The organism is Bacillus kexueae, assembly GCF_022809095.1.
Lineage (GTDB): Bacteria > Bacillota > Bacilli > Bacillales > Aeribacillaceae > Bacillus_BZ > Bacillus_BZ kexueae.
On record NZ_JALAZE010000011.1, the window covers coordinates 1 to 23,632 of the forward strand.

The window sequence follows — 23,632 nt, forward strand, 5'->3', positions numbered from 1 at the left end:
CTTTGAATATAACAACGGATTTATAGAAGGATTAAACAATCAAACAAAAGTAATTAAACGGAATGCGTTTGGGTTTAAACGTTATGATCGCTTCCGATTAAAGATATTATTACATCATCAATTGAAATCGTATGATATTCAAGTGGGGTGAGGAGTAATAGGAAATACTCCTACCCCAACATTTGACGTAGAACCCTTAAAAAAGAGGAGGATTTTTATTATCTTTCAATTATTTTTTTAAGTTGTAGAAAGATTTTAATCCTTCGTACTTTGCAGTTGCACCTAAGTTGTCTTCAATGCGAAGTAATTGGTTGTATTTCGCAACACGGTCAGTACGAGAAGGAGCACCTGTTTTGATTTGACCAGCGTTTGTAGCAACAGCGATGTCAGCAATTGTGCTATCTTCTGTTTCACCAGAACGGTGAGAGATAACTGCTGTGTAACCAGCGCGTTTTGCCATTTCAATTGCTTCAAAAGTTTCAGTAAGTGTACCGATTTGGTTCACTTTAATTAAGATTGCGTTACCAACACCTTGCTCGATACCTTGAGAAAGCTTCTTCGTGTTCGTTACGAATAAGTCGTCACCTACTAATTGAACTTTATGACCGATACGCTCAGTTAAAAGTTTGTGACCTTCCCAATCGTTTTCATCTAAACCGTCTTCAATTGAAATGATCGGATATTTAGATACAAGCTCTTCATACCAGTCAACCATTTCTTCAGATGTTTTCACAACACCTTCACCTGCTAAGTGGTACTTGCCATCTTCTTTGTTGAATAACTCAGAAGAAGCTACGTCCATTGCAAGCATGATTTGCTCGCCAGGCTTGTAACCAGCTTTTTCAATTGCTTCGATGATTGTTTGTAAAGCTTCTTCGTTAGAGCTTAAGTTTGGAGCGAAACCACCTTCGTCACCTACTGCAGTGTTGTAGCCTTTAGACTTAAGTACTGCTTTTAAGCTATGGAAGATTTCTGTTCCCATGCGAAGTGCTTCACGGAAGTTTTCAGCACCTACTGGCATAACCATGAATTCTTGAATATCTACGTTATTATCAGCGTGTGCACCACCGTTTAAGATGTTCATCATTGGTACTGGTAATGTTTTCGCGTTGAAACCACCAAGGTACTCGTATAAAGGAACGCCAAGGAAATCCGCTGCTGCACGAGCTGCCGCCATAGAAACTCCAAGAATTGCGTTCGCACCTAATTTACCTTTGTTTTCAGTACCGTCAAGCTCTAATAAAAGCATATCAATAGCGTTTTGCTCAGTTACGTCCATACCTAAAAGTTCTGGAGCGATAATTTCGTTTACGTTTTTAACTGCTTGTAATACACCTTTACCTAAGTAACGCTCTTTGTCACCGTCACGTAATTCTACTGCTTCATATTCACCAGTAGAAGCACCGCTTGGTACTAATGCACGACCAAATGCGCCAGACTCAGTGTAAACTTCTACTTCAACAGTTGGGTTACCGCGAGAATCTAATACTTCGCGAGCATAAACATCAATAATTTGTGGCATGTTTTTCGACTCCTTTTTTATGGTTATTTTCATCTCGAGATGATCACTTGATTACTTTTGAATAAGTGTTTGGCCAGTCATTTCAGTCGGTTGATTTAAACCGAGTAACTCAAGCATTGTCGGTGCTAAGTCACCTAAAATGCCGTCATTTCGTAATTCAATTCCTTTTTTCGTTACAATGACAGGAACTGGATTTGTCGTATGAGCTGTTTGAGGATTTCCTTCTAGTGTCACGACTTCATCCGCATTTCCGTGGTCAGCTGTAATAATAGCTACGCCACCCTTTTCGATAATGCGGTCAACGACTTTTCCTAGGCATTCGTCAACTGTTTCAACCGCTTTAATTGTTGGTTCAAGCATTCCGGAGTGCCCAACCATATCAGGGTTTGCATAGTTTAAAATAATCGCATCATGCTTATCCGCATCGATTTCATTTAAAAGTGCTTCCGTTACTTCATAAGCACTCATTTCAGGCTTCAGGTCGTATGTTGCAACTTTCGGAGAATCAATTAAAATGCGTTCTTCTCCCGGGAATTTTTCCTCACGACCACCGCTCATAAAGAATGTTACGTGCGGATACTTTTCTGTTTCCGCAATACGAAGCTGCTTTAAGCCACCTTGAGAAATCACTTCTCCAAGTGTGTTATCTAAGTTCACTGGCTTGAAAGCAACATATCCGTCAACTGTTTCACTGAAATGTGTTAAACACACAAAGTATAAGTTTTCAGGATGCTTCTCTCCACGATCGAACGAACGGAAATCTTTATTCGTAAACGTGTTTGAGATTTGAATCGCGCGATCTGGGCGGAAATTGTAGAAAATAACCGCATCTTCATCTTTAATTGTGGCAACAGGGCTTCCATCTTCCTTCGTAATAACAGATGGAATAACGAACTCATCATAGATGCCGTTTGCATAAGAATCTTCCACACAAGCGGATGCATCTTTATAAGATGGGCCTTCCCCGTATACCATCGCACGATAAGCTTTTTCTACACGATCCCAACGCTTATCACGATCCATTGAGTAGTAACGGCCTGAAATAGTCGCAATCTCACCTACGCCGTACTCTTCAATTTTAGCGTTTAATTCTTCAATGTATTGTTTAGCTGTTTGTGGTCCAACATCACGGCCGTCTAAAAACCCATGAATATAAACATTTTCTACGCCTTGATCTTTTGCAAGCTTAAGCAACGCGTATAAATGTTGGATATGGCTGTGAACACCACCATCTGATAATAAACCGAAAAGGTGAAGATTCGTTCCTTTTTCCTTTACGTGCTTCATCGCTGAAAGGAACATTTCGTTCTCAAAGAACTCTCCTTCTCGAATCGCTACGTTTACACGTGTTAAACTTTGATAAACGATTCGACCGGCACCAATGTTTAAATGTCCTACTTCCGAGTTCCCCATTTGACCTTCTGGAAGACCTACTGCTTCACCGCACGCTTTTAAAGTTGCATGAGGATACTCGTTCCAAAAACGGTCAAAGTTTGGCTTTTTCGCTTGCTCGACTGCGTTTCCTTTCGCCTCATCGCGAAGAGCGAATCCGTCGAGTACGATTAGCGCTACTGGTTTTTTACTCATGTTGTCCTGCCTCCAAAAGCTGTAAGAAAGACTGAGCTTCTAAGCTAGCTCCACCAACTAGTGCACCATCAATATCTGGCTGTGCCATGTATTCTTTAATGTTCGCAGGCTTTACGCTGCCACCGTATTGGATACGGATGCTGTTTGCTGCTTCGTTTGAGAATACATCAGCAACAACTTGACGAATATGTGCACAAACTTCATTAGCATCTTCTGCAGATGAAGATTTACCCGTTCCGATTGCCCAGATTGGCTCATACGCAATTACTACTTGCTTCACTTGTGCTTCATCTAATCCTTGAAGTGCTTTTTTCACTTGCTCGCCAACTAATGCATTTGTTTGACCAGCTTCACGCTCTTCAAGAGATTCACCTACACAAACGATTGGAGTTAAGCCATGTTTAAAAGCAGCCATCACTTTACGATTTACTGATTCATCTGTTTCGTTGAACATTTCGCGACGCTCTGAATGTCCAATGATTACATATTGAACGCCTAAATCTTTCAGTGCAACAGGGCTTACTTCACCTGTGAAAGCACCTTGTTCTTCAAAGTGCATGTTTTGAGCACCAATTTTTAACTCAGTGCCCTTTACTTCGTCCACTAATTGACCAAGAAATAGTGCTGGTGAACATACAACCGCATCTACTTTCTCAACAGATGGAACGAGTGTTTTCACTTCCTTCACAAAGCTTTTTGCTTCAGAAAGTGTTTTATGCATTTTCCAGTTACCTGCAATAATAGGTTTTCTCATCGTTTACACCTTCCTTTTTAAAGGCTTTGTGTCATCCGTTATTTAAAAGGGTATTTTAGGGTTTGATTAGGGTTTATTTATTTTGTAATGCTTCAACACCTGGTAAAGCTTTGCCTTCCATAAACTCTAGAGAAGCACCGCCACCAGTTGAGATGTGGTCCATCTTGTCAGCAAGATTGAATTTTTCAACTGCTGCTGCAGAGTCACCACCACCGATAACTGTGTATGTATTCTCTGCAGTTGCTAAGCTTTCAGCAACAGCTTTCGTTCCATTTGCAAAAGCATCGATTTCAAATACGCCCATTGGACCGTTCCATACAACTAACTTTGAGTTATGAATAACGTCTTTGTATGTTTCGCGCGTCTTTGGTCCAATATCTAACGCTTCCCAATCTGAAGGAATGCTGTCGATGGAGACAACTTTCGTATTAGCATCGTTTGAGAAGTCATCTGCAACGATTACGTCTACTGGCATATAGAAGTTAACGCCTTTCTCTTTCGCGCGAGCCATGAAGTCTTTCGCTAACTCAATCTTATCTTCTTCTAATAAAGATTTACCGATTTCATGACCTAATGCTTTCACGAACGTATATGCAAGACCACCGCCGATAATTAAGTTATCTACGCGATCAAGTAGGCTTTCGATAACGCCAATCTTATCTTTTACTTTCGCTCCACCAATGATTGCAGTGAATGGACGATCTGGATTTTCAAGCGCTTTTCCTAATACGTTCAATTCTTTCTCCATTAAGAAGCCTGCAACTGCTGGTAAGTGTTCTGCAATACCTGCAGTTGAAGCATGAGCACGGTGAGCAGCACCGAACGCATCATTAACATAAACATCTGCTAATTCAGCAAATGCTTTTGATAAGTCTGCATCGTTCTTTTCTTCACCTGGGTAGAAGCGAACGTTTTCTAATACGAGAACGTCTCCTTCGTTCATGCTAGAAACTAGCGCTTTGACAGCATCACCGTAAGCTTCATCCGCTTTTTGAACCGGTTTACCTAAAAGTTCTTCAAGACGCTTCGCGACTGGTGTTAAACGAAGCTCTTCAACAACTTGTCCTTTCGGTCGACCAAGATGGCTTGCCAATAGAACTTTCGCTCCTTGTTCTACTAAATATTGAATTGTTGGTAATGCAGCACGAATACGAGTATCGTCTGTTACCTGGCCATCTTTCATTGGTACGTTAAAGTCTACGCGGCAAAAGACTACCTTTCCTTTAACATCCACATCTTTAACCGTTTTTTTATTCATGTTCAAAGGTCCTCCTTTGAGATTGAAAGCATTATGGATCGGATTCAAAATGCTTTCTTCATAGTGAACAAAAAGGGGAAGGGGGCGTTGATTAAAATCCCCATTCCCCTTTCCGCTATTCATTATAGCTTTTTCAACAGAGTGGTAACAAGTGTATTCTATAAGGTCTAATGTCTTACAAGTCTATACAAATCGACTGATTACGAATTAAAGACCTTGCTTAGCAACGTATGCAGCTAAGTCAACTACACGGTTAGAGTAACCAGTTTCGTTGTCGTACCAAGATACAACTTTCACCATACGACCTTCCATTACCATTGTAGATAATGCATCTACTGTAGAAGAGTTCGCATTTCCGTTGTAGTCTCGAGATACTAATGGCTCTTCGCTGTATCCTAAGATACCTTGTAATTCGCCTTCAGCTGCTTCTTTAAGTGCTGCGTTTACTTCTTCAACTGTTACGTCTTTATCTAACTCTGCAACTAAGTCAACGATCGAAACGTTAGAAGTAGGAACGCGCATAGCCATACCGTTTAATTTACCTTTTAATTCAGGTAATACTAATGCAACAGCTTTAGCCGCACCAGTTGTTGTTGGGATGATAGACTCAGCAGCTGCACGAGCACGACGGTAATCTTTATGAGGTAAGTCTAAGATTTGTTGGTCGTTTGTGTATGCGTGAACTGTTGTCATCATACCGCGGTTGATACCGAATTTGTCGTTTAATACTTTAGCGAATGGAGCTAAGCAGTTTGTTGTACAAGAAGCGTTAGAAATGACATGATGGCTAGCTGCATCATACTTGTCATGGTTAACACCCATTACAACTGTGATATCTTCGTCTTTTGCAGGAGCAGAGATAATTACTTTCTTCGCACCAGCTTCAAGGTGTTTCGCAGCATCTGCACGGTTTGTGAAACGACCAGTAGATTCTACAACGATTTCTACACCAAGGTCTCCCCAACCAAGAGCTGCTGGGTCACGCTCAGAAAGAACTTTAATTTCTTTACCATTTACAACTAAGTCGTTGCCGTTTACTGCAACTTCTGCATCCAGTGTACCGTGTACAGAATCATATTTTAAAAGATGTGCAAGCATGTTTGCATCTGTTAAATCGTTTACTGCTACTACTTCTACTTCAGGATTGTTTAGAGCTGCACGGAAAACGTTACGTCCGATACGGCCAAAACCGTTAATACCAATTTTAACTGCCATCGTTAAAATCCTCCTTAAAGTTATGGATATAATTTTTATTTAAAGGGAAGAAAATCATAGTTCCCTTAAAAGCTCTTTTGCTGCGCCTTCATCCGTAATTAAGATGTGATCAATGGCTTGTTTCATGTACGCCTTTATCGCTTTTGCCTTGGAAGCTCCTCCTGCTACAGCAATGACACAAGGGATGTTCTTTAAGTCATCGAGCTGAATACCTGCTGTTTGAACTTTGTGAACGACTTCTCCCTCTTGATTGAAGTAATATCCAAAGGCTTCGCCTACCGCCTTCAGCTGTTCGATTTTTTCGACATCATCGTGAGGCGTCCGTCTTCGATCAGCCATTGTCTTCGCATCTCCTATTCCATGTAAAACGATGTTGGAAGAGCGAATGACGTGTAAAAGGTCTCGTATCGTTGGTTCTTCTATAATCGACTGATACGCTTCTACACTCAACTGATCTGGCACGTGTAAAAGACGATAATTACTTTGAGCGCGTTTCGCCATTTTTGCGCAAATTGTGTTTGCCTGGTTTTCCACGTTTTCACCGAGCCCACCTCTTGCTGGGACGAAAAGCGTATGCTTTTGCTTGTCACTTGGCGTCATCATATCAGCTACAGCAGCTAACGTTGTTCCTCCAGCAACGGCAATCGTTTCATTTCCTTCAAGCCGTTGATTTAATGTTTGAACGCAAGCTCGACCAAGCTCTTTTTTCACCCAAGGAGATTGGTCACTATCCCCCGAAACGACAATGACTTCTTTTAAATTGAGCGCACGCTTTAGCTTTTCTTCCATTATGGAAAGGCCAGATACTTCTTTTACCATTTCTTCCATCGCTGGTAAAAGCTCTGCACCTTGCTCGGTTAACGTCATACCAGAGGGGTGAATATGAATCAAATCTTGTTCCTTCAAAAACTGAACTTCTCCACGTAATACGCGCTCGCTAATGCCTAGATTGTTCGAAAGACTCCTTCTTCCAACCGGTTGCATTACGCGAATGTGTTGTAGAATATACACTCTCTTTTGCATAATTTGGAGAAGATCTGGTAATAATTTTTTTTGCACTTCAATGATTGACTTCATCATTAAAACCCTCTCACCAACAGTGTTGGGACATTTCGTGTCCCTATAAGACTTATTGTGTCCCGCTTGGCGTAAAAAAAAACACCCCTGTTACATCTTTATTGTAGCAGGGGTTAAAACGTTAATCAACATATGACTCTTCAAGCAAACGCTTTCTTAAAAAATTTTTCTCCAATTTCCCATAACCGATGATTTCACCCTTTATTTCAACGACTGGAATCATGAGTTGATACTTCTCTAAAAGGTCATCATTCTCGTAAATATCAACTACGTTAATGGTAATTGGATACTCGTTTTGTAATTCTTTCAAATGCTCAATCGCCTCATCGCATAAGGGACATCCATTCTTACTATAAACAACAACTTGCAATCTTCTACCCTCTCAATCATATCTTTTTCGTAAACTTGATGAAGGGATATTTAATTGATCCCGATATTTCGCCACCGTTCTTCTGGAAACCGTCATTTGATAGTCTTTCTTCAATACATCTGCAATTTTTTGATCTGAAAGTGGCTTTTTCTTATTTTCGTTATCTACTAATTGCTGAATAACTTTTTTCACATTTGCCGCAGAAGTATCATCTGAGTCAGAAGACGCAACGCGGTTTGTAAAGAAATATTTTAATTCGTAAAGGCCAAATGGTGTTTGAACATATTTATCTTTTACAGCACGACTTACAGTCGATTCGTGTATATTTAACTCGTCTGCAATATCTTTTAATGTTAACGGTTTCAAAACATGATTCTTCAATACGAAAAAGTCCGGCTGTCGACGAATAATTTCTTTCATTACTCTTAATAACGTGTCTTTTCGCTGTTCTAACGACTTAACGAGCCACTTGCACTGTTGCATTTTATTCACAACATAGCTTTTAATCTCCGTATCGCTTCCTGTTCCCATAAGCGGTTCATAACTCGCATTCATTCGAATTTGCGGAAGAAATTCATCATTATAGTAAACCATCCATTGACCTTGCTTTTCTTCAATAATTAAATCCGGGACGATATATGTGGGAGCTTCTTCCTCGAATTGTATGCCTGGTCGTGGATTTAAGCATTGAATGTAGTCGTGTATTGCCTGAACTTGATGAAGAGTAAGTCCTGTTTCTTTCACAATTTCTTTCCACGCCTTTTGAGCAAAAGGATGAAAAAACTCCTTTACAACGTTGTATGCAAGTGAAGTCATTTCGTCGTTTCGATGTTGTAATTGAAGAAGAAGACACTCTTGTAAATCACGTGCCCCAACCCCAACCGGATCTAGTGTTTGAAGCACATGTAGTTGCTTTTCCAACACTTCTTCTGGTACGTGAAATTGAATGGATAGACTCGATAGATCTTCCTTCATGTACCCGTTTCGGTCCACAGCATCGATCAATATTTCAATAGCATTCCGTTCAATTGGTGAGAAGTGAAGACCACAAAGCTGTGACCGCAAATATTCATGCAAGCTTGTGCCTTTTTTCGAGACATTTTCAATCCAGTTTTCCTTTTCTTCCGTATGATTACCTTTGTTGTGGTAAAATACAGTCGTACTCGATTTATCAATAAAATCGATTAGGGGATTTTCTAATGTTACTTCTTGTAGATAGGAAACTAAATCTACAGTTGAATATTGCAAAAGAGTAATAGCTTGTTGGAGTTCTTTCGTCATCGTTAACTTTAACGATTGCTCTTGAATTAAACCAACTTTCATATTCATAATACCTTCCCCCTATACAATTACATTGTACAACAGAAAATGAGAAGTTTGAATGAGAGAATTTGGAAGGAGAGGTTGCATATGACGCAAATGTTTTCTGTGCCCTATTTCGAAGAGAATTTTCGCCAGCATCTAAAAATGAATGCAAATGGAGCTTCTAAAATTGATGCGATGAATAGCTATTACCGCTCTGTCGTGTCCACTCTCGTACACGATCAATTAACGAAAAATGCTGAAGTTCTGAAACGCATTCAAAATCTCGATGTCGCTTACAATAATATTAAATCGGAATTGTAAACGTACTCCCTAACTTGGAAGGATTGTTTCTTCCATCCGCAAGTAATGAGCTTCAAGTCCATACATGAAGAAGTGACCGACTGTAACATGAATATAGTAGAACGAACGATCTCAAGTCACTTCAATACCCGAGCCCTAACGGTTGTTAGGGTTTTCTGTTGTATTTGTAATCCTATATTTATTTACACAATATGCAAATATGCCGTATTTTGTAGAGAATATAAGAAAAGAGACCTCTTTTTTAAGAGATCTCCTCATGACGCGCTCGGAGGGACTCGAACCCCCGGCAGACGTGGTACCGGAAACCACCGCTCTATCCAACTGAGCTACGAGCGCATATTATAAATGTCACATAAAATTATAATGGAAAACTTTTATCATTTCAAGTAAGTCAGAGGTTTGAAATGATAAAAAACGGGAAAAATGTTTTCTGTACATAATAAAGGAATTATCAAATTAAAATCGAAAGTAGAATATAAGTCTTTTTTGCATTTCCTATTACATCTGATTATGTTATGCCTTTTTAAAATATCTTTTGCCAGAAGGTGTACGTTCTCACCAATGTAGAAGCTGAAAGCAAATAAAGATTCAAACACATGAGTAGAAGGTTTATTGTTTGACCTTTATTGACCTTCAATGTATGATGGAAATAACAACAAAATAACACCTTTAATTAAGGGAGGAATTTTAATGAACCTTATTCCTACGGTAATCGAACAAACAAATCGCGGTGAACGTGCTTACGATATTTATTCTCGTCTTTTAAAAGACCGCATCATCATTTTAGGAACGCCAATTGATGATCACGTTGCAAACTCAGTAGTGGCTCAATTGCTATTTTTAGCAGCGGAAGACCCTGAGAAAGACATCTCTTTATACATTAATAGCCCTGGTGGTTCTATTACTGCTGGTATGGCTATTTATGATACAATGCAGTTTATTAAGCCGGATGTTTCGACAATGTGTATCGGAATGGCTGCATCGATGGGCGCATTTTTACTTGCCGCTGGAACGAAGGGCAAACGTTTTGCTTTACCAAACAGTGAAGTGATGATTCACCAACCACTCGGTGGTGCACAAGGTCAAGCAACGGATATTGACATCGCTGCACGACGCATCCTTGCTATGCGCGATAAATTAAACAAAATCTTAGCTGACCGTACAGGCCAACCTCTTGAAGTCATCGAGCGCGACACAGACCGTGATAACTTCATGACAGCTGAACGCGCATTAGAATATGGCTTAATTGACAAAGTGTTAATGCCGGACAATAAGTAATGAAGAAAAGTGGATGAGACTGCCCAACGTCATACGAACGGGAGACTCTCCCACACTGAGACAAAGGAGATACTGCAAGTAAAACAAGCAGATATCTACTTATGCTTAATAAATACAATCAGGGTGCGAAAAGTAAGGAAAACCTGACTATCGCACCCTTTTTCATTTATCCTTCTTGTTGAACATATTCTGCTAAAGACTCTAGTGCTTCTTGTTCGTCATTACCGTCAGCAATTAACGTAATGATAGATCCGGAACTAATTGCTAAACTCATCAGCCCCATGATTGATTTGGCATTTACCTTTTTCCCATCCTTCTCAAGAAAAACGTCAGCGGAATATTTATTTGCTTCTTGAACAAACATCGCTGCCGGTCTCGCTTGAAGCCCCGTCTTTAACCGTACTTCTACTTTTTTCTCAACCATTTAATTCCCCTCTTTCCTATCATTAAATTAATCTTCCCTAATTCGATACGAATATTTCATGGACCAAAGCATCCTAAAACGGCATTGTTTTTATCATTTAAATGAAACCGTTTGCCCTGATCTTAGTTGCTCTGCAATTTGGTCTAGCTTTCGCAAACGATGGTTAATGCCAGATTTACTAATCTTTCCACTCGTTACCATCTCACCTAGTTCTTTCAACGTCACGTCTTGATACGTGACGCGCAATTCCGCTATCTCTCGCAACTTATCTGGAAGCGCTTCTAAACCGATGCGCTCATCGATTAACTTAATGTTTTCCACTTGACGAAGCGCTGCACCAATTGTTTTATTTAAGTTCGCTGTTTCACAATTCACTAAACGATTAACTGAGTTTCGCATATCACGAACAATACGTACATCTTCAAATCGTAAAACTGCTTGATGCGCTCCGACTAAAGTTAAAAATTCTCCGATTTTCTCTGCCTCTTTTAAATACGTAATATACCCTTTCTTTCGCTCCAATGTCTTACTATTTAACTCAAAGTAGTTCATTAGTGCTGAAAGTGAATCATTATGCTCTTTGTAAAGTGAGAAAATCTCAAGATGATAAGATGAAGTTTCTGGATTATTCACAGAACCTCCTGCAAGAAATGCGCCCCGAATGTATGACCGTTTACAACATTTCTTCGCTACAAGAGTGGAAGAAATCTCGTGATTAAATGTAAACCCTTCACCTAATATGTGTAAGTCCTCTAATATTTCTTTCACTTGTTCTACAAGACGAACGATGTACACATTATTTTTTTTCAAGCGCATTTTTTTCCGTACAAGCAATTCAACCGGTACTTCGTATTGCCTTTTCGTTAACGTATAAATTCGTCTTGCAATTGCCGCATTTTCAGTTTGTACATCTAAAATGAGCTTTCGATTGGAAAAGGAAAGTGAGCCATTCATTCGGATTAGAGCAGACAATTCAGCTTTTAAGCAACAAGTTTTCACATCGATGTTCGTTAATTCTTTCTTTGTTTCAGAAGCAAATGACAAAGGAACCACCTCCAATCGAACGCCTAACTATTCATTTGTTTGAAGAACGCGATGTAAGATTGATGCTACTTTATTCGTGTTATGTCGAATCACCTGATTCTCAAAAGAAATAATATCATCCTGAATCACTTGTAAGCCAAGTTGTTGTAAGTGTTCAAGATCTACATAAACAGGTTCCGCTTTCTCTTCCGCATATCGTTCTTTAATTTCATTCGGCACTTCCATTTTGTTGACGATGATCGTATCGATAAACGAACACTTTAAGTGCTGATAAAGCGCTTTAACATGATCGCTAGCGGAAAAGTTTAACGTCTCACCCGCTTGAGTCATCACATTGCATATATATACTTTTTTCCCTTTTGCTTGACTAATTTCATGTCCAATCTTCGGAACGAGTAAGTTTGGCAAAATGCTTGTGTATAGGCTACCTGGACCTAAGATAATCATGTCTGCCGTTCGAATGGCTTCAATGGATTCAGGTAGCGGCTCCACATTATCAGGAGTTAAAAAGACACGTTTAATCTTTTTTCCGGAATACGGGATTTTTGATTCTCCTGTTACTACCGTTCCGTCTTCCATTTCAGCATTTAACACAACACTGCGGTTCGCAGCAGGCAGCACGCGACCTCGAACGTTTAACACTTTGCTCATTTCACGTATCGCATGCATAAAATCGCCTGTAATATTCGTCATTGCTGCCAAGATTAGATTTCCAAGCGAGTGCCCTGTTAGATTATTTCCTTTTTGGAAACGGTGCTGAAATAAATCTTCAACAAGTGGTTCAACATCAGATAGGGCAGCTAGCACATTTCGAACATCTCCTGGCGGGGGGATATTGAGTTCATCACGCAATCGACCAGAGCTACCTCCATCATCGGCTACAGTTACAATAGCTGTAAGATCGAACGGATATTTCTTTAATCCGCGAAGGAGGACAGATAATCCCGTTCCCCCTCCGATAATGACGACTTTCGCTTTTTCATTATTCGTCATTTAACGTTGTTTTCTCCTATCGATATCTCGATGCGTAATATGCGTTTTATATTCTGCTTTAAAATGCTTTCCGAAGTATTCTGCTAATGTAACTGAGCGATGTTGTCCCCCCGTACAACCAATCGCAATGACTAACTGACTTTTCCCCTCACGTTTATACTGCGGTAACATGAACGTTAATAAATCCGTTGTCTTCTCAATAAACTTAGATGTTTCATTCCACTTGAGGACATAGGATGACACTTCTTCTTCCAGTCCAGTTTTTGGTCTCATATGATCAATATAGTGCGGATTTGGCAAGAAACGGACATCAAAAACTAAATCCGCGTCAATCGGTATCCCATACTTAAATCCAAACGACATAACATGAACGTTAAATGTATGATTTTCATCTTCTGAAAATTGTTTCAGTATTTTCTCTCTCAACTGTCGAGGTTTTAAATTCGATGTATCATAAATGATTTGGGCGCGACCTTTTAATTCTTGTAATAACTGCCTTTCAGATTGAATTCCTTCTAACGGGAGTCCTGTCGCTGCAAGTGGATGTGATCGTCTTGTCTCTTTATAACGAGTCACAAGCACTTGATCATTTGCGTCTAAAAATAAAATCTGCGGAGTTACCCAGTCGAGATTCGTCATCTCATCAAGTGCTTGGAATAACGAATCAAAGAATTCTCTTCCCCGTAAATCCATCACGAGGGCAACTTTATTCATCTTGTTACCGGACTCTTTTACAAGCTCGATAAATTTAGGAAGTAAGGTTGGCGGTAAATTATCTACACAAAAGTAGCCTAAATCTTCTAAGCTTTGAATAGCTACCGTCTTTCCAGCTCCGGACATCCCGGTAATGATAACCAATTTAATTTCAGATGCATGTACATTTTCCATTCGATTCAAGCCTCCCCCACATATTGGCTTAAGCTGGCTGAGGATCTAGGCGGTACGAAATGAGTTCAAACTCTGGTGTATACGTAAAGGTACCGTAAATCGTTCCAGATCCTTTAATCATATAATCGATAATATGATAATCCCCCGGTGCCATCGGAAGTTCATGAATATCTTGAACGGAATGCCAAGCTAACGTTCCTTCCTCTGTCTCGGTAACATTTTCCCCGCTAAATTGCTCGGCAAAAAAGGTAAACATCATCCATTCTTTAATAACTTCATGCCCTTCTTTAATAATGAACGTAAACACGCCTTTAATTTTTGGGCTCGACAGATAAATACCGGTTTCCTCTCTAAATTCACGAATAACCGAGTCTTTAATGGACTCTCCTTGCTCCATTTTTCCCCCTGGAGCAGACCACCAATTCCTACGCGGCTTTTGTAACAACAACACTTTTCCGTCCTTTAATAATACGCAATTCGTAACTCTTTGCAACGATATCACCTCAAGCGTTTCACATCTATACTCTCAATTTACGCAACGTTTTTCAGTCGTTAAAACGAAAGTTTTATTCATTTCATTATACTATTAATTAGCACGTTATCACAACGAATCAAATCGTGACAGAATTCTTAAACGTTTACGCTTTTATGTAGAAAGATGTAGATTTTAATGATGTTGTAAATAAAAGCATTATTGCTTTTACAACTATTTTTAAATGAATATTTACTATTTCGCTCCTGACACTTGCTTTCCGAGGGGAGAAAGTTGCACCATTATATAAAGTAAAAATCACCATGATTACTAAAGGTTGTTTTCTAAAAGAAGCGGAAAGAGACTTTGCATAGGACATAGGCACTTATAGCTGAGGTTCATTCACAAGCTCGTCTGCAATGTTTTCACGTTGCCTTTCGCTTTGTTCATTAATTCATGACCGATAAGAAAAACGCAAAGCGCAAGTCCTTAGGCGATGGGCGCTGGAGGACCTGCAAGGAGGCTTCCGTCGCTATAGCAGGGCCGAAGCGACCCGAGCCGATGGCGCTTGGAGCTAGACACCAAAAAAAAACGGTAAAGAGAATATTTTAACACTTTATTGCACTTAAACTTTCTGTAACAATAAAAAAAAGCACGGGAAAGGGCACCCGTGCTACCTACGTCTATTTTTTAAAAGGGGGTCAATTACTACCTCCATAGTAACGAATATATATTTCATGGATGTTACAAGAGAATTAAATGACCGTTACGAATTTGTAAACACCATTCGACAATAGCTGTCGATGATTATTTTAACGCTTTTAACTTTTCTTTTAGTTCTTCTACATAATGTTGTGCACTCGCTGCAGCAATACTTCCATCACCAGTAGCAGTTACAATTTGACGCAACGTTTTCTCACGAACGTCTCCAGCTGCAAAAATACCCGGCACACTTGTTGCCATTTGCTCATTCGTTTCAATGTAACCATTCTCATTTGTAATTCCAAGCTTTTCAAACGGTTTAGATAATGGAATCATTCCGATATAGATGAACACACCATCGATTTTTTGTTCTGACTCTTCTCCTGTTTGTGTGTTTACAAGAGTTACTTTGCCGACTTTTCCATTCTCTTCATGAATCTCTTTTACCGTATGATTCCAAATGAAGTCAACCTTCTCATTATCAAATGCACGTTGCTGTAAAATTTTCTGTGCACGGAGCTGATCACGACGATGCACGATAGTTACTTTGTTAGCAAAGCGAGTTAAGTAAACGCCCTCTTCTACGGCTGAGTCTCCCCCACCAACGACGATCAAGTCCTTTCCTTTAAAGAAAGCTCCGTCACAAACTGCGCAGTAGGATACTCCACGGCCACCTAATTCACTTTCGCCCGGAACGCCTAACTTCTTCCACTCCGCACCTGTAGAAATGATGACAGCACGAGCTTTATATTCTTTGCTTCCTGCTTTTACAATCTTATACTCTTCCCCATCGATAATGTCTGTTACATCACCATACGCATACTCAGCACCGAATTTTTTCGCGTGCTCAAACATTTTATTCGATAAATCCGGTCCTAAAATATGGTCAAAACCTGGGTAGTTTTCAACTTCTTCCGTATTCGCCATTTGTCCACCCGGAATTCCACGTTCAATCATAAGTGTTGATAATGCTGCGCGGGATGTATAAACAGCAGCTGTTAGACCAGCAGGACCAGCACCAGCAATAATCACATCATAAATTTTTTCTTCTGCCACGACGGTTCACTCCTTCTAGGTAAGCAAAAATTTCATTAAAGTTCTTTTTCTATAATCTATCCTATAAAAAAAGAAACATCCTCGCCATTTATTTGCTCAAATTTGTAAGCTATGGACAATGAATTACACATTTTCGTCATTTATAGACAATAACTCTTCCATTTTCTTGACATACTTCGATAAGGTTTGAACAGATAGTTGGAAAGAATGGGCAATGGAAGTTTTCGTAACGTTCGCCCCTAATTCCTCTTTTACATATAAGTAATGATAAGCCGCTGCCCATCCCTCTGGATTTTGAAGTTTGAATTCTCGGTTGACCGCAAGAAGAAGGATATAAAACCAACCGATGACTTCCTCTTCGTTGCGCTCATTTTGTAATAAATCGGCTACCCGAAATGCAAAAGAGATGGTAGATGTTTGAGACTTACCACCTGATAAAACAAATTCAATCGCTTCCTTTTCAATTGGCGTATGAAAAGTACGTGTTGAAATAATTTCTTTCGCATCTTTCCGCTTAGAAGTTGTGTAAATTTCGTACAGCTGTTTATATAATTCCTTTGAAGAGCTAGATGGTCCCCACGGTTCTGCTCCTGCCTTTTCAGGATTAAACACCAAAACTTTTTCCCAACATTTTTCCGCTAATTCAATATGACCCGTGTGATAAGCGGAATAGGAAAGCCAATAATAAAAAGTGTCATCTCCTTGAAATCCGGTTCGATAAAGATGGTAAAGCCACTTAAACGCCTCATCGTAGTGCCCTACAAGTGAGAATGTGGCCCCTAGTTTGTATCGATGTTCCGCTAAAATCGGGTGGATGTTGGAAAGCTTTCTTACTAATTGTTCAACATCTTCATCTTTTCGCTCGTAAAAATAAAAAACAAGTAAGTTGCATAAGGCATGCAAATTACCTGGATTTCGCTCAAGCACAAGAGATAAGTAACGACTCGCTTCCTCTACTTCTCCTAGATAAAAGTGAGCAAGAGCTAAATTATTAAAAGCAGACCAAAATTCGGGATATTGATGAATTAACTCTTGAAGTTCGGAAATTGCTTCTTGAAACTGCCCCTTTTCCAGATAAGATTTTGCAACCTCTTGCTTTACAATTAAATCATCTTGATCGGTAATGGCTTCTTCTCCTTCAATCGCTAACATTTCAAGAAGTTCATCATTCTCGTCTTGAAACTCCCCCTCTTCATCTTCTTGCTCATACGTCAACGCATATTTGTACGCCTCTTGAAACAATCCTAAATGAGCGTAATTATTCGCTATAAAGTAGTAACCAGCGACAAAATGAGGGTTAATTTCATCTAAAATGTATTGTAAAAGCTTATTTGATTTTTCATATTCTGAAAGCTCTGTGTAGGTCATGGCTAACTGCAATAGAACGTCCTCGTCACGATTATTTAAATGTAGTGCTCTTTCAAACATCTTGACGGCTACACTTAAATTTCGTTCCCTATATGCCTTAAGCCCTCTTTCATAAAAATAATGGCTATCCTGCAAAAATGGGACAACCTTTGATTGTTCGTGTCGATTCTCAATTTGATTTCGCACTAACATCCTCCATTTCACTTCATTTGCCGAAGGATAGTATAACACATATTAAACGTTGAGCATACGTAAAATTCAGGAACCATTTCCCCAAAGATTCGTCTCAATCTTAAAGACTGTTTTCGTCATCATTTTTGTTATGAACTAATTGCATCCTTATAACTAAAATGTGGGGAGGCATTTATTACGACCATAAACCTTGCCCCAACACACCTTACATCATTACGTCACCCTTTCGGCCACTGTACCTCTCTTATTACTCTTCAAATTCTACCGCGTTATAAAGACCTAAAAATTTGAACGAACGCAGAAAAATGCGTTCTTTTTTAATACACTTTTTCTTGATTTCGTAATAAAATGTAGTAAGGAAGGAGGAAGTCGAATGTACTATAAAGTAGGACTAGCGTGTTTATATTGTCATCAAGATTTTCAATCAACAAAAGTATTAAGTCATAAAGCTAAAATGAAGAAGATGGATAGCGATTTTTGTATCCACTATGAGAAAGAAAACCCAATGTTTTATGACATATACGTTTGTCCACATTGCGGTTACGCCTTCCATAAATCATTCCGTAAACTGGTTGAACCATATCGCTCTCTCGTCGAAGAGAACTACATTCAAAAAATGAAAACGGTCCCTAACCTATGCGGAAACCGGACGTTTGAAGAAGCTTTAAAAGCATATAAACTAGCATTATTAACCGCGCAAATATCGCGCGAACGGAAAATTGTCCTCGGCCATCTATGTTTAAATATTGCTTGGCTATACCGAATAAATGGACAAGAAAGTGAAGAGAAGAAGTTTTTACAGCATGCCGTAAACGATTTCCATTATGTCCTTTCCAATGAACGATTAGACACTCAAGATATTGAAGAAGACAAGCTTATCTATTTAATCGCAGACCTCAACTCACGACTTGATCATTATCAAGTCGCTAGAAAGTGGTTTAGCTATTTAATAACAGATCGAAACGTTTCTAAAAAATATCGAAACTACGCTTTAACAAGATGGCATGAATATAAAGACACATTAGGAGAAGCTGAATCCATCTAAACATGATTTGCAGGTAACTTTTAACGACGGAGGCTTTTTTTCGCTAAGCCTCCATCCCCTTTTGCACATACAACTTCATTTCCACTCATTTCTACCACAAAAAAACTGCACAACCCTCAAGTGGTGTACAGTTACTCTTCCTTTTTAATTGACTTACGATGTCTTTCTTCAAGCACTTTGAATACTTCATCTAACGGAAGTTTTTGTTCTCTTAAAAGAACCATTAAATGAAATATCAAATCAGCCGCTTCCCATTTTAGTTCTTCTTTATCTCGATTTTTAGCTGCGATGATTACTTCGCTTGCTTCTTCACCGACTTTCTTCAAAATCTTGTCGATCCCATGTTCAAATAAGTATGTCGCATACGATTCTTTTGGACGTTGCGCTTCTCGATCGGCAATAATTTTTTCTAGCTCGTTTAAGATTTCATATCGATTTGGAGATGGCGTGGTAAAAGAGTCCTCAAGTGTGCGATGAAAGCAAGAATATTCCCCTGTATGACATGCCGGTCCATTCGGTTCAACGAGAACGATGAGCGCATCTTGATCGCAATCGTAGCGAATTTCAACCACCTTCTGTATGTTTCCAGACGTTTCCCCTTTATGCCAAAGTCGTTGCCGAGAGCGGCTAAAAAACCACGTTTCTTTTGTTTCAATCGTCTTTTGTAACGATTCCTTATTCATATAAGCAACCGTCAACACTTCTTTACTTTGAACATCTTGCACAACGGAAACGATGAATCCATTTTGGTCAAATTTTAATTGTTCAATATTCATCTGATCGGTATCCCCTTTTGTTTTAAAAACTCTTTTACTTCTTTAACTGACGTTTCTTTGTAATGGAAGATTGAAGCTGCTAAAGCAGCGTCGGCTTTTCCAATAGTATAGGCATCTAAAAAGTGCCTTGCACTTCCTGCTCCTCCGGATGCGATAACGGGTACAGTAACCGATTCACTGACCAATTTCGTTAACCGAAGGTCAAAACCACTTTTTCCTCCATCTGCATCCATACTCGTTAAAAGAATTTCCCCTGCTCCTTTGCTGACCGCTTCTTTCGCCCAGCTAACGACGTCCCTGTTCGTTTTATTTCGACCTCCATGTGTGTATACATAAAATGTGTCATCATTCGGATCGTACTTGGCATCGATTGCTACGACGATACATTGAGAACCAAAAAATGTAGCACCTTCCGTAATTAACGATGGGTTCAAAACCGCTGCCGTATTAATAGAAACCTTATCAGCTCCGGCACGCAAAATGGATTTCATGTCTTCTAATGAGTTGATACCGCCACCAACGGTGAACGGAATAGCCAACGTAGCAGCTACTTGTTTCACCACTTCCTTCATCGTTTTACGCCCTTCATGAGAAGCGGAAATATCTAAAAAAACGAGCTCATCAGCTCCTTGCTCGTCATAAAAACGAGCGAGTTCTACTGGATCCCCCGCATCCTTTAGTGACACAAATTGCACACCTTTTACGACACGCCCATCTTTTACGTCCAAACAAGGAATAATTCTCTTTGTGATCATCGTTGTGTCACCTCGACCATCGCCTCTTTTAACTGTACCTTCTTAGTGTAAAGAGCTTTTCCAACAATCGCTCCACACACTCCCTCTGTTTCTAACAAACTAAGCTTCTTTAAATCTCCAACAGAAGCTACACCTCCTGAGGCAATAACGTTCGCATTCGTTTCTTGAGCTAGTCGTAAAGTAGCCTCTACATTCGGCCCGGACAACATACCGTCTGTAGCAATATCCGTAAAAATAAAGGTTTTTGCTCCTTTTTCTACTAATGCTTTAGCTAAATCAACCGCCTTTTGTTCAGAAGTTTGAAGCCACCCTTCAATTGAAACGTAGCCATCCTTTGCATCAATTCCGATGGCGATTTTTTCACCGTATTTTCGTAGCATCGCTTCGACAAAAGGTCGATTCGAAATAGCAGCACTTCCGAGAATCACGCGGTCTACCCCGTTTTGAAAGTAGTCCTCCACATCCTGCTCTGTTCTTATCCCTCCGCCAACTTGGACGTTTACAGCGAGCTCTTTTGCAATACGAATGACGTGTTCATGATTTACTCTTTTTCCTTCTTTCGCTCCATCTAAATCCACTAGGTGAATCCAGTCCGCTCCTTCATCAACAAATCGTTTTGCCATCTCAAACGGAGAGTCTCCATACACCGTTCCTTGCTCATAGTCCCCTTGAATTAGTCGAACACATTTGCCATTTAAAATATCGATGGCTGGGTAAATCGTAAATCCCATGCTAATGTCCCCCTTCTACTAATGAAACGAAATTACGCAAGATTGCCATCCCGAGTTTGCTGCTTTTTTCCGGATGAAATTGAGTTCCAAAAACGTTTCCTTTCCCTACCACTGCAGGTACTTGTACACCATATTGAGCACTCGCTAATACGACTGTCGAGTCAGTTGGCTTTGCATAGTACGAATGCACAAAATATACATAGCCCTCTTCAACATCCTTTAGAAGAGGATGAGGAGAATGATAGGATAATTGATTCCAGCCCATATGCGGAACTTTTAACGTTGAGTTAGGAATCCGTTCAATCTTTCCACCTATCAGCCCAAGTCCTTTAGAAAGCCCGTTTTCTACACTCTCTTCGAATAAAAGCTGCATACCAAGACAAATACCTAAAAGCGATTTCCCATTCTCTACTCCTTCCTGTAGAAAAGACGAAAGCTCTTGTTCATTTAAGAGTTGCATCGCATCGTTAAAAGAACCTACCCCTGGAAGAATATAAGCACTCGCTCGTTTCAATTCCTCTCTATTACCCGATACAAAATAAGAAACTTGAAGTCTTTCTAAAGCTTTGCTGACGCTAAATAAATTCCCCATTCCATAATCGATAATTCCAATCACGTTATAACATTCCTTTCGTTGAGGGAACTCCGTTAATTCTCGGATCAATCATTGTTGCTTCATCAAGCGCACGCCCTAACGCTTTAAACACCGCTTCAATAATATGGTGTGTATTTCGACCGTAATGAATGATGACGTGTAAATTCATTCTCGCTTCGAGCGCAAGCTTCCACAAAAATTCATGTACTAGCTCCGTATCAAACGTCCCAACTGTTTGAGAAGGAAGCTCGCCACGCAATTCGAAATGTGGACGATTACTTAAATCAATCACAACTTGAGCCATCGCTTCATCCATGGGTACAAACGCATTGCCGTATCGCTTTATGCCCTTTTTATCTCCCAACGCTTCCTTTAACGCTTGCCCTAGGCAAATGCCAATGTCTTCTGTTGTATGGTGATCATCAATTTCAATATCCCCTTTCGCTTGAATAGAAAGGTTAAATTGTCCGTGCTTTGTGAACAAGTCCAGCATATGAGATAAAAACGGAACTCCTGTATTTAAGTCAGATACTCCTTCCCCATCGATTGAAAAGGCTAGCTGAATATCCGTTTCATTCGTTGTACGACTTATAGTTGATTGACGTTCCAATATCATACACTCCTTACGTTAATCGTGATTCTATTGCTCGCGCATGAGCTTCTAATCCTTCATAGCGTGCGAATTTCGCAATTTTTTCTGCATGTTTCATGAAGGCTCTTTCACTATATTGAATGATGCTCGATTTTTTCACGAAATCATCCACAGTTAATGGACTTGAAAATCGCGCTGTACCATTTGTCGGCAACACATGATTCGGCCCTGCAAAATAATCTCCCACAGGCTCCGAACTATATCGACCTAAGAAAATCGCTCCCGCGTGCTTAATCAGTCGTAACGTTTCCAATGGCTCTTTCGTTACTACCTCTAAATGTTCAGGAGCTAAATGATTGACAAGCTCAACAGCTTTGTCGAGTGATGGAAGAACGTAAATTTTCCCAAATTCTCGAATAGACGCCTCCGCAATCTCTCTACGAGGCAACGTTTGAAGCTGCCGTTCAATTTCCTCTTTCACTTGCTCTGCTACGACATCACTTGTCGTCACTAAAATGCTTGTCGCCAAAGCATCATGCTCTGCTTGCGATAATAAGTCAGCTGCTATTTCTTTCGGAAACGCCGTTTCATCAGCTAGGACAACAATTTCACTTGGTCCAGCGATCATATCAATGTCCACTATCCCGTATACGAATCGTTTCGCTAACGCCACATATATATTTCCAGGACCAACGATTTTATCTACAGGGGCAATGGTTTCCGTCCCAAATGCTAAAGCTCCAATCGCTTGTGCCCCGCCAACTTTGTAAATTTCAGCAACCCCAGCTTCATTTGCAGCGACAAGAACACTAGCCGGAATTTTCCCATCACGATTTGGAGGTGTCGTTAACACAATCCGTTCCACCCCAGCAACTCTTGCTGGCATAACATTCATTATGACGGATGAAGGATACGCAGCCGTTCCCCCTGGTACGTAAACACCGACCGAATCGAGTGGTGTCACTTTTTGACCAAGCATCGCCCCCTCCTTGTCATAATAAAACCAAGATTCGCTTTTTTGCTTCGCATGAAAGTCATAAATGTTTGAAGCTGCCTCTTGAATAATCGAAATAAATTCCTCATCCACTTCTTTATAGGCATCGCGTATCTCAGCTTCGGTTACTTTCATGGACGCAAGGCGGACACCATCAAATTGATTCGTATAAGATAAGACGGCTTCATCACCTTGCATTTGAACTTCTCGCAAAATCTCTTTTACGACTTCTTGTTGAGCTTGTGTACCAGAATCAACACTTCGCTTTAGCGAAATCTTTTCCATATTCAAGTCGTTGATGATTTCCATTTCGCTCCC

General features: G+C 39.9%; 25 protein-coding genes and 1 tRNA gene. 4 read left to right on the top strand and 22 right to left on the bottom strand.

Going from position 1 to position 23,632, the window contains the following annotated elements; all coding sequences use genetic code 11:
* A partial coding sequence (locus ML543_RS14815) for a transposase (RefSeq protein ID WP_243386990.1) occupies nucleotides 1–151 on the top strand: 151 nt, incomplete at its 5' end.
* Between the two features lie 78 nt (nucleotides 152–229).
* On the opposite strand, the gene eno is transcribed toward ML543_RS14815, so the two are convergent.
* The 8 genes from eno to rpoN form a co-directional block, all read right to left on the bottom strand.
* A complete protein-coding gene (eno, locus tag ML543_RS14820; protein WP_243388212.1) occupies nucleotides 230–1,522 on the bottom strand; it encodes a phosphopyruvate hydratase in 1,293 nt (430 codons plus the stop codon).
* 51 nt (nucleotides 1,523–1,573) lie between these two features.
* Entirely contained in the window at nucleotides 1,574–3,109 is a 1,536-nt protein-coding gene (gene gpmI / locus ML543_RS14825; protein WP_243388213.1) for a 2,3-bisphosphoglycerate-independent phosphoglycerate mutase, read from the bottom strand.
* On the bottom strand, nucleotides 3,102–3,863 hold the full coding sequence (tpiA, locus tag ML543_RS14830; RefSeq protein ID WP_243388214.1) for a triose-phosphate isomerase: 762 nt from the start codon (nucleotides 3,861–3,863) through the stop codon (nucleotides 3,102–3,104). Before tpiA ends, gpmI begins: the two co-directional genes overlap by 8 nt.
* A 73-nt stretch (nucleotides 3,864–3,936) precedes the next feature.
* Complete coding sequence (locus tag ML543_RS14835; RefSeq protein WP_243388215.1) at nucleotides 3,937–5,121, bottom strand: phosphoglycerate kinase; 1,185 nt, start codon at nucleotides 5,119–5,121, stop codon at nucleotides 3,937–3,939.
* A gap of 207 nt (nucleotides 5,122–5,328) precedes the next feature.
* On the bottom strand, nucleotides 5,329–6,336 hold the full coding sequence (gap, locus tag ML543_RS14840; protein ID WP_243388216.1) for a type I glyceraldehyde-3-phosphate dehydrogenase: 1,008 nt from the start codon (nucleotides 6,334–6,336) through the stop codon (nucleotides 5,329–5,331).
* 54 nt (nucleotides 6,337–6,390) lie between these two features.
* Nucleotides 6,391–7,413: a sugar-binding transcriptional regulator gene (locus tag ML543_RS14845; RefSeq protein WP_243388290.1), complete on the bottom strand. Its 1,023-nt coding sequence runs from the start codon at nucleotides 7,411–7,413 to the stop codon at nucleotides 6,391–6,393.
* A gap of 121 nt (nucleotides 7,414–7,534) precedes the next feature.
* The gene (locus ML543_RS14850; protein WP_243388217.1) at nucleotides 7,535–7,783 is read right to left on the bottom strand and encodes a glutaredoxin family protein; all 249 of its coding nucleotides are present in this window, start codon (nucleotides 7,781–7,783) and stop codon (nucleotides 7,535–7,537) included.
* A gap of 12 nt (nucleotides 7,784–7,795) precedes the next feature.
* A complete protein-coding gene (gene rpoN, locus ML543_RS14855) occupies nucleotides 7,796–9,112 on the bottom strand; it encodes an RNA polymerase factor sigma-54 (RefSeq protein WP_243388218.1) in 1,317 nt (438 codons plus the stop codon).
* A gap of 81 nt (nucleotides 9,113–9,193) precedes the next feature.
* Between rpoN and yvfG the strand changes: the two genes are divergently transcribed.
* Nucleotides 9,194–9,409 (top strand): protein YvfG, encoded by a 216-nt coding sequence (gene yvfG, locus ML543_RS14860; protein ID WP_243388219.1) that lies wholly within the window; start codon nucleotides 9,194–9,196, stop codon nucleotides 9,407–9,409.
* A gap of 260 nt (nucleotides 9,410–9,669) precedes the next feature.
* Here yvfG and ML543_RS14865 read toward each other — a convergent pair.
* Nucleotides 9,670–9,745: transfer RNA gene (locus tag ML543_RS14865), tRNA-Arg, on the bottom strand.
* A gap of 354 nt (nucleotides 9,746–10,099) precedes the next feature.
* On the opposite strand from ML543_RS14865, the gene clpP reads away from it, so the two are divergent.
* Nucleotides 10,100–10,687 (top strand): ATP-dependent Clp endopeptidase proteolytic subunit ClpP, encoded by a 588-nt coding sequence (clpP, locus tag ML543_RS14870; protein ID WP_243388220.1) that lies wholly within the window; start codon nucleotides 10,100–10,102, stop codon nucleotides 10,685–10,687.
* A gap of 166 nt (nucleotides 10,688–10,853) precedes the next feature.
* Here clpP and ML543_RS14875 read toward each other — a convergent pair whose 3' ends face one another.
* The 7 genes from ML543_RS14875 to ML543_RS14905 form a co-directional block, all read right to left on the bottom strand.
* Nucleotides 10,854–11,111 carry an HPr family phosphocarrier protein gene (locus ML543_RS14875; protein ID WP_243388221.1) on the bottom strand — a complete coding sequence of 86 codons (258 nt, stop codon included), beginning with the start codon at nucleotides 11,109–11,111 and terminating at the stop codon, nucleotides 10,854–10,856.
* 93 nt (nucleotides 11,112–11,204) lie between these two features.
* Nucleotides 11,205–12,155, bottom strand: a complete 951-nt coding sequence (gene whiA, locus ML543_RS14880) for a DNA-binding protein WhiA (protein WP_243388222.1) — start codon at nucleotides 12,153–12,155, stop codon at nucleotides 11,205–11,207.
* 27 nt (nucleotides 12,156–12,182) lie between these two features.
* Nucleotides 12,183–13,148 (bottom strand): gluconeogenesis factor YvcK family protein, encoded by a 966-nt coding sequence (locus ML543_RS14885; RefSeq protein ID WP_243388223.1) that lies wholly within the window; start codon nucleotides 13,146–13,148, stop codon nucleotides 12,183–12,185.
* Nucleotides 13,149–14,036 (bottom strand): RNase adapter RapZ, encoded by an 888-nt coding sequence (rapZ, locus tag ML543_RS14890; protein WP_243388224.1) that lies wholly within the window; start codon nucleotides 14,034–14,036, stop codon nucleotides 13,149–13,151.
* 28 nt (nucleotides 14,037–14,064) lie between these two features.
* Nucleotides 14,065–14,529, bottom strand: a complete 465-nt coding sequence (locus ML543_RS14895; RefSeq protein WP_243388225.1) for an NUDIX hydrolase — start codon at nucleotides 14,527–14,529, stop codon at nucleotides 14,065–14,067.
* Nucleotides 14,530–15,315: 786 nt separating this feature from the next.
* Entirely contained in the window at nucleotides 15,316–16,266 is a 951-nt protein-coding gene (trxB, locus tag ML543_RS14900; RefSeq protein ID WP_243388226.1) for a thioredoxin-disulfide reductase, read from the bottom strand.
* A 123-nt stretch (nucleotides 16,267–16,389) separates the two neighbouring features.
* Nucleotides 16,390–17,820, bottom strand: a complete 1,431-nt coding sequence (locus ML543_RS14905; protein ID WP_243388227.1) for a tetratricopeptide repeat protein — start codon at nucleotides 17,818–17,820, stop codon at nucleotides 16,390–16,392.
* Between the two features lie 379 nt (nucleotides 17,821–18,199).
* Here ML543_RS14905 and ML543_RS14910 point away from each other — a divergent pair, with 379 nt between their 5' ends.
* Nucleotides 18,200–18,871 carry a DUF2225 domain-containing protein gene (locus tag ML543_RS14910; protein WP_243388228.1) on the top strand — a complete coding sequence of 224 codons (672 nt, stop codon included), beginning with the start codon at nucleotides 18,200–18,202 and terminating at the stop codon, nucleotides 18,869–18,871.
* A gap of 131 nt (nucleotides 18,872–19,002) precedes the next feature.
* Here the strand turns inward: ML543_RS14910 and hisIE are convergent, their stop codons facing one another.
* Genes hisIE through hisD form a run of 6 tightly spaced genes read right to left on the bottom strand, consistent with a single transcriptional unit; the run spans nucleotide 19,003 to nucleotide 23,623 of the window.
* Nucleotides 19,003–19,647, bottom strand: a complete 645-nt coding sequence (hisIE, locus tag ML543_RS14915) for a bifunctional phosphoribosyl-AMP cyclohydrolase/phosphoribosyl-ATP diphosphatase HisIE (RefSeq protein WP_243388229.1) — start codon at nucleotides 19,645–19,647, stop codon at nucleotides 19,003–19,005.
* Nucleotides 19,644–20,402, bottom strand: coding sequence for an imidazole glycerol phosphate synthase subunit HisF (gene hisF, locus ML543_RS14920; protein ID WP_243388230.1), 759 nt, complete (start codon nucleotides 20,400–20,402; stop codon nucleotides 19,644–19,646). The genes hisIE and hisF overlap by 4 nt, the downstream gene beginning before the upstream one ends.
* Nucleotides 20,399–21,133 carry a 1-(5-phosphoribosyl)-5-[(5-phosphoribosylamino)methylideneamino]imidazole-4-carboxamide isomerase gene (hisA, locus tag ML543_RS14925; RefSeq protein ID WP_243388231.1) on the bottom strand — a complete coding sequence of 245 codons (735 nt, stop codon included), beginning with the start codon at nucleotides 21,131–21,133 and terminating at the stop codon, nucleotides 20,399–20,401. The genes hisF and hisA overlap by 4 nt, the downstream gene beginning before the upstream one ends.
* A gap of 1 nt (nucleotide 21,134) precedes the next feature.
* Nucleotides 21,135–21,749, bottom strand: coding sequence for an imidazole glycerol phosphate synthase subunit HisH (gene hisH / locus ML543_RS14930; protein WP_243388232.1), 615 nt, complete (start codon nucleotides 21,747–21,749; stop codon nucleotides 21,135–21,137).
* Between the two features lies 1 nt (nucleotide 21,750).
* Nucleotides 21,751–22,338, bottom strand: coding sequence for an imidazoleglycerol-phosphate dehydratase HisB (hisB, locus tag ML543_RS14935; RefSeq protein WP_419095392.1), 588 nt, complete (start codon nucleotides 22,336–22,338; stop codon nucleotides 21,751–21,753).
* A gap of 13 nt (nucleotides 22,339–22,351) precedes the next feature.
* Nucleotides 22,352–23,623 carry a histidinol dehydrogenase gene (gene hisD, locus ML543_RS14940; RefSeq protein WP_243388234.1) on the bottom strand — a complete coding sequence of 424 codons (1,272 nt, stop codon included), beginning with the start codon at nucleotides 23,621–23,623 and terminating at the stop codon, nucleotides 22,352–22,354.
* Between the last annotated feature and the right edge of the window lie 9 nt (nucleotides 23,624–23,632).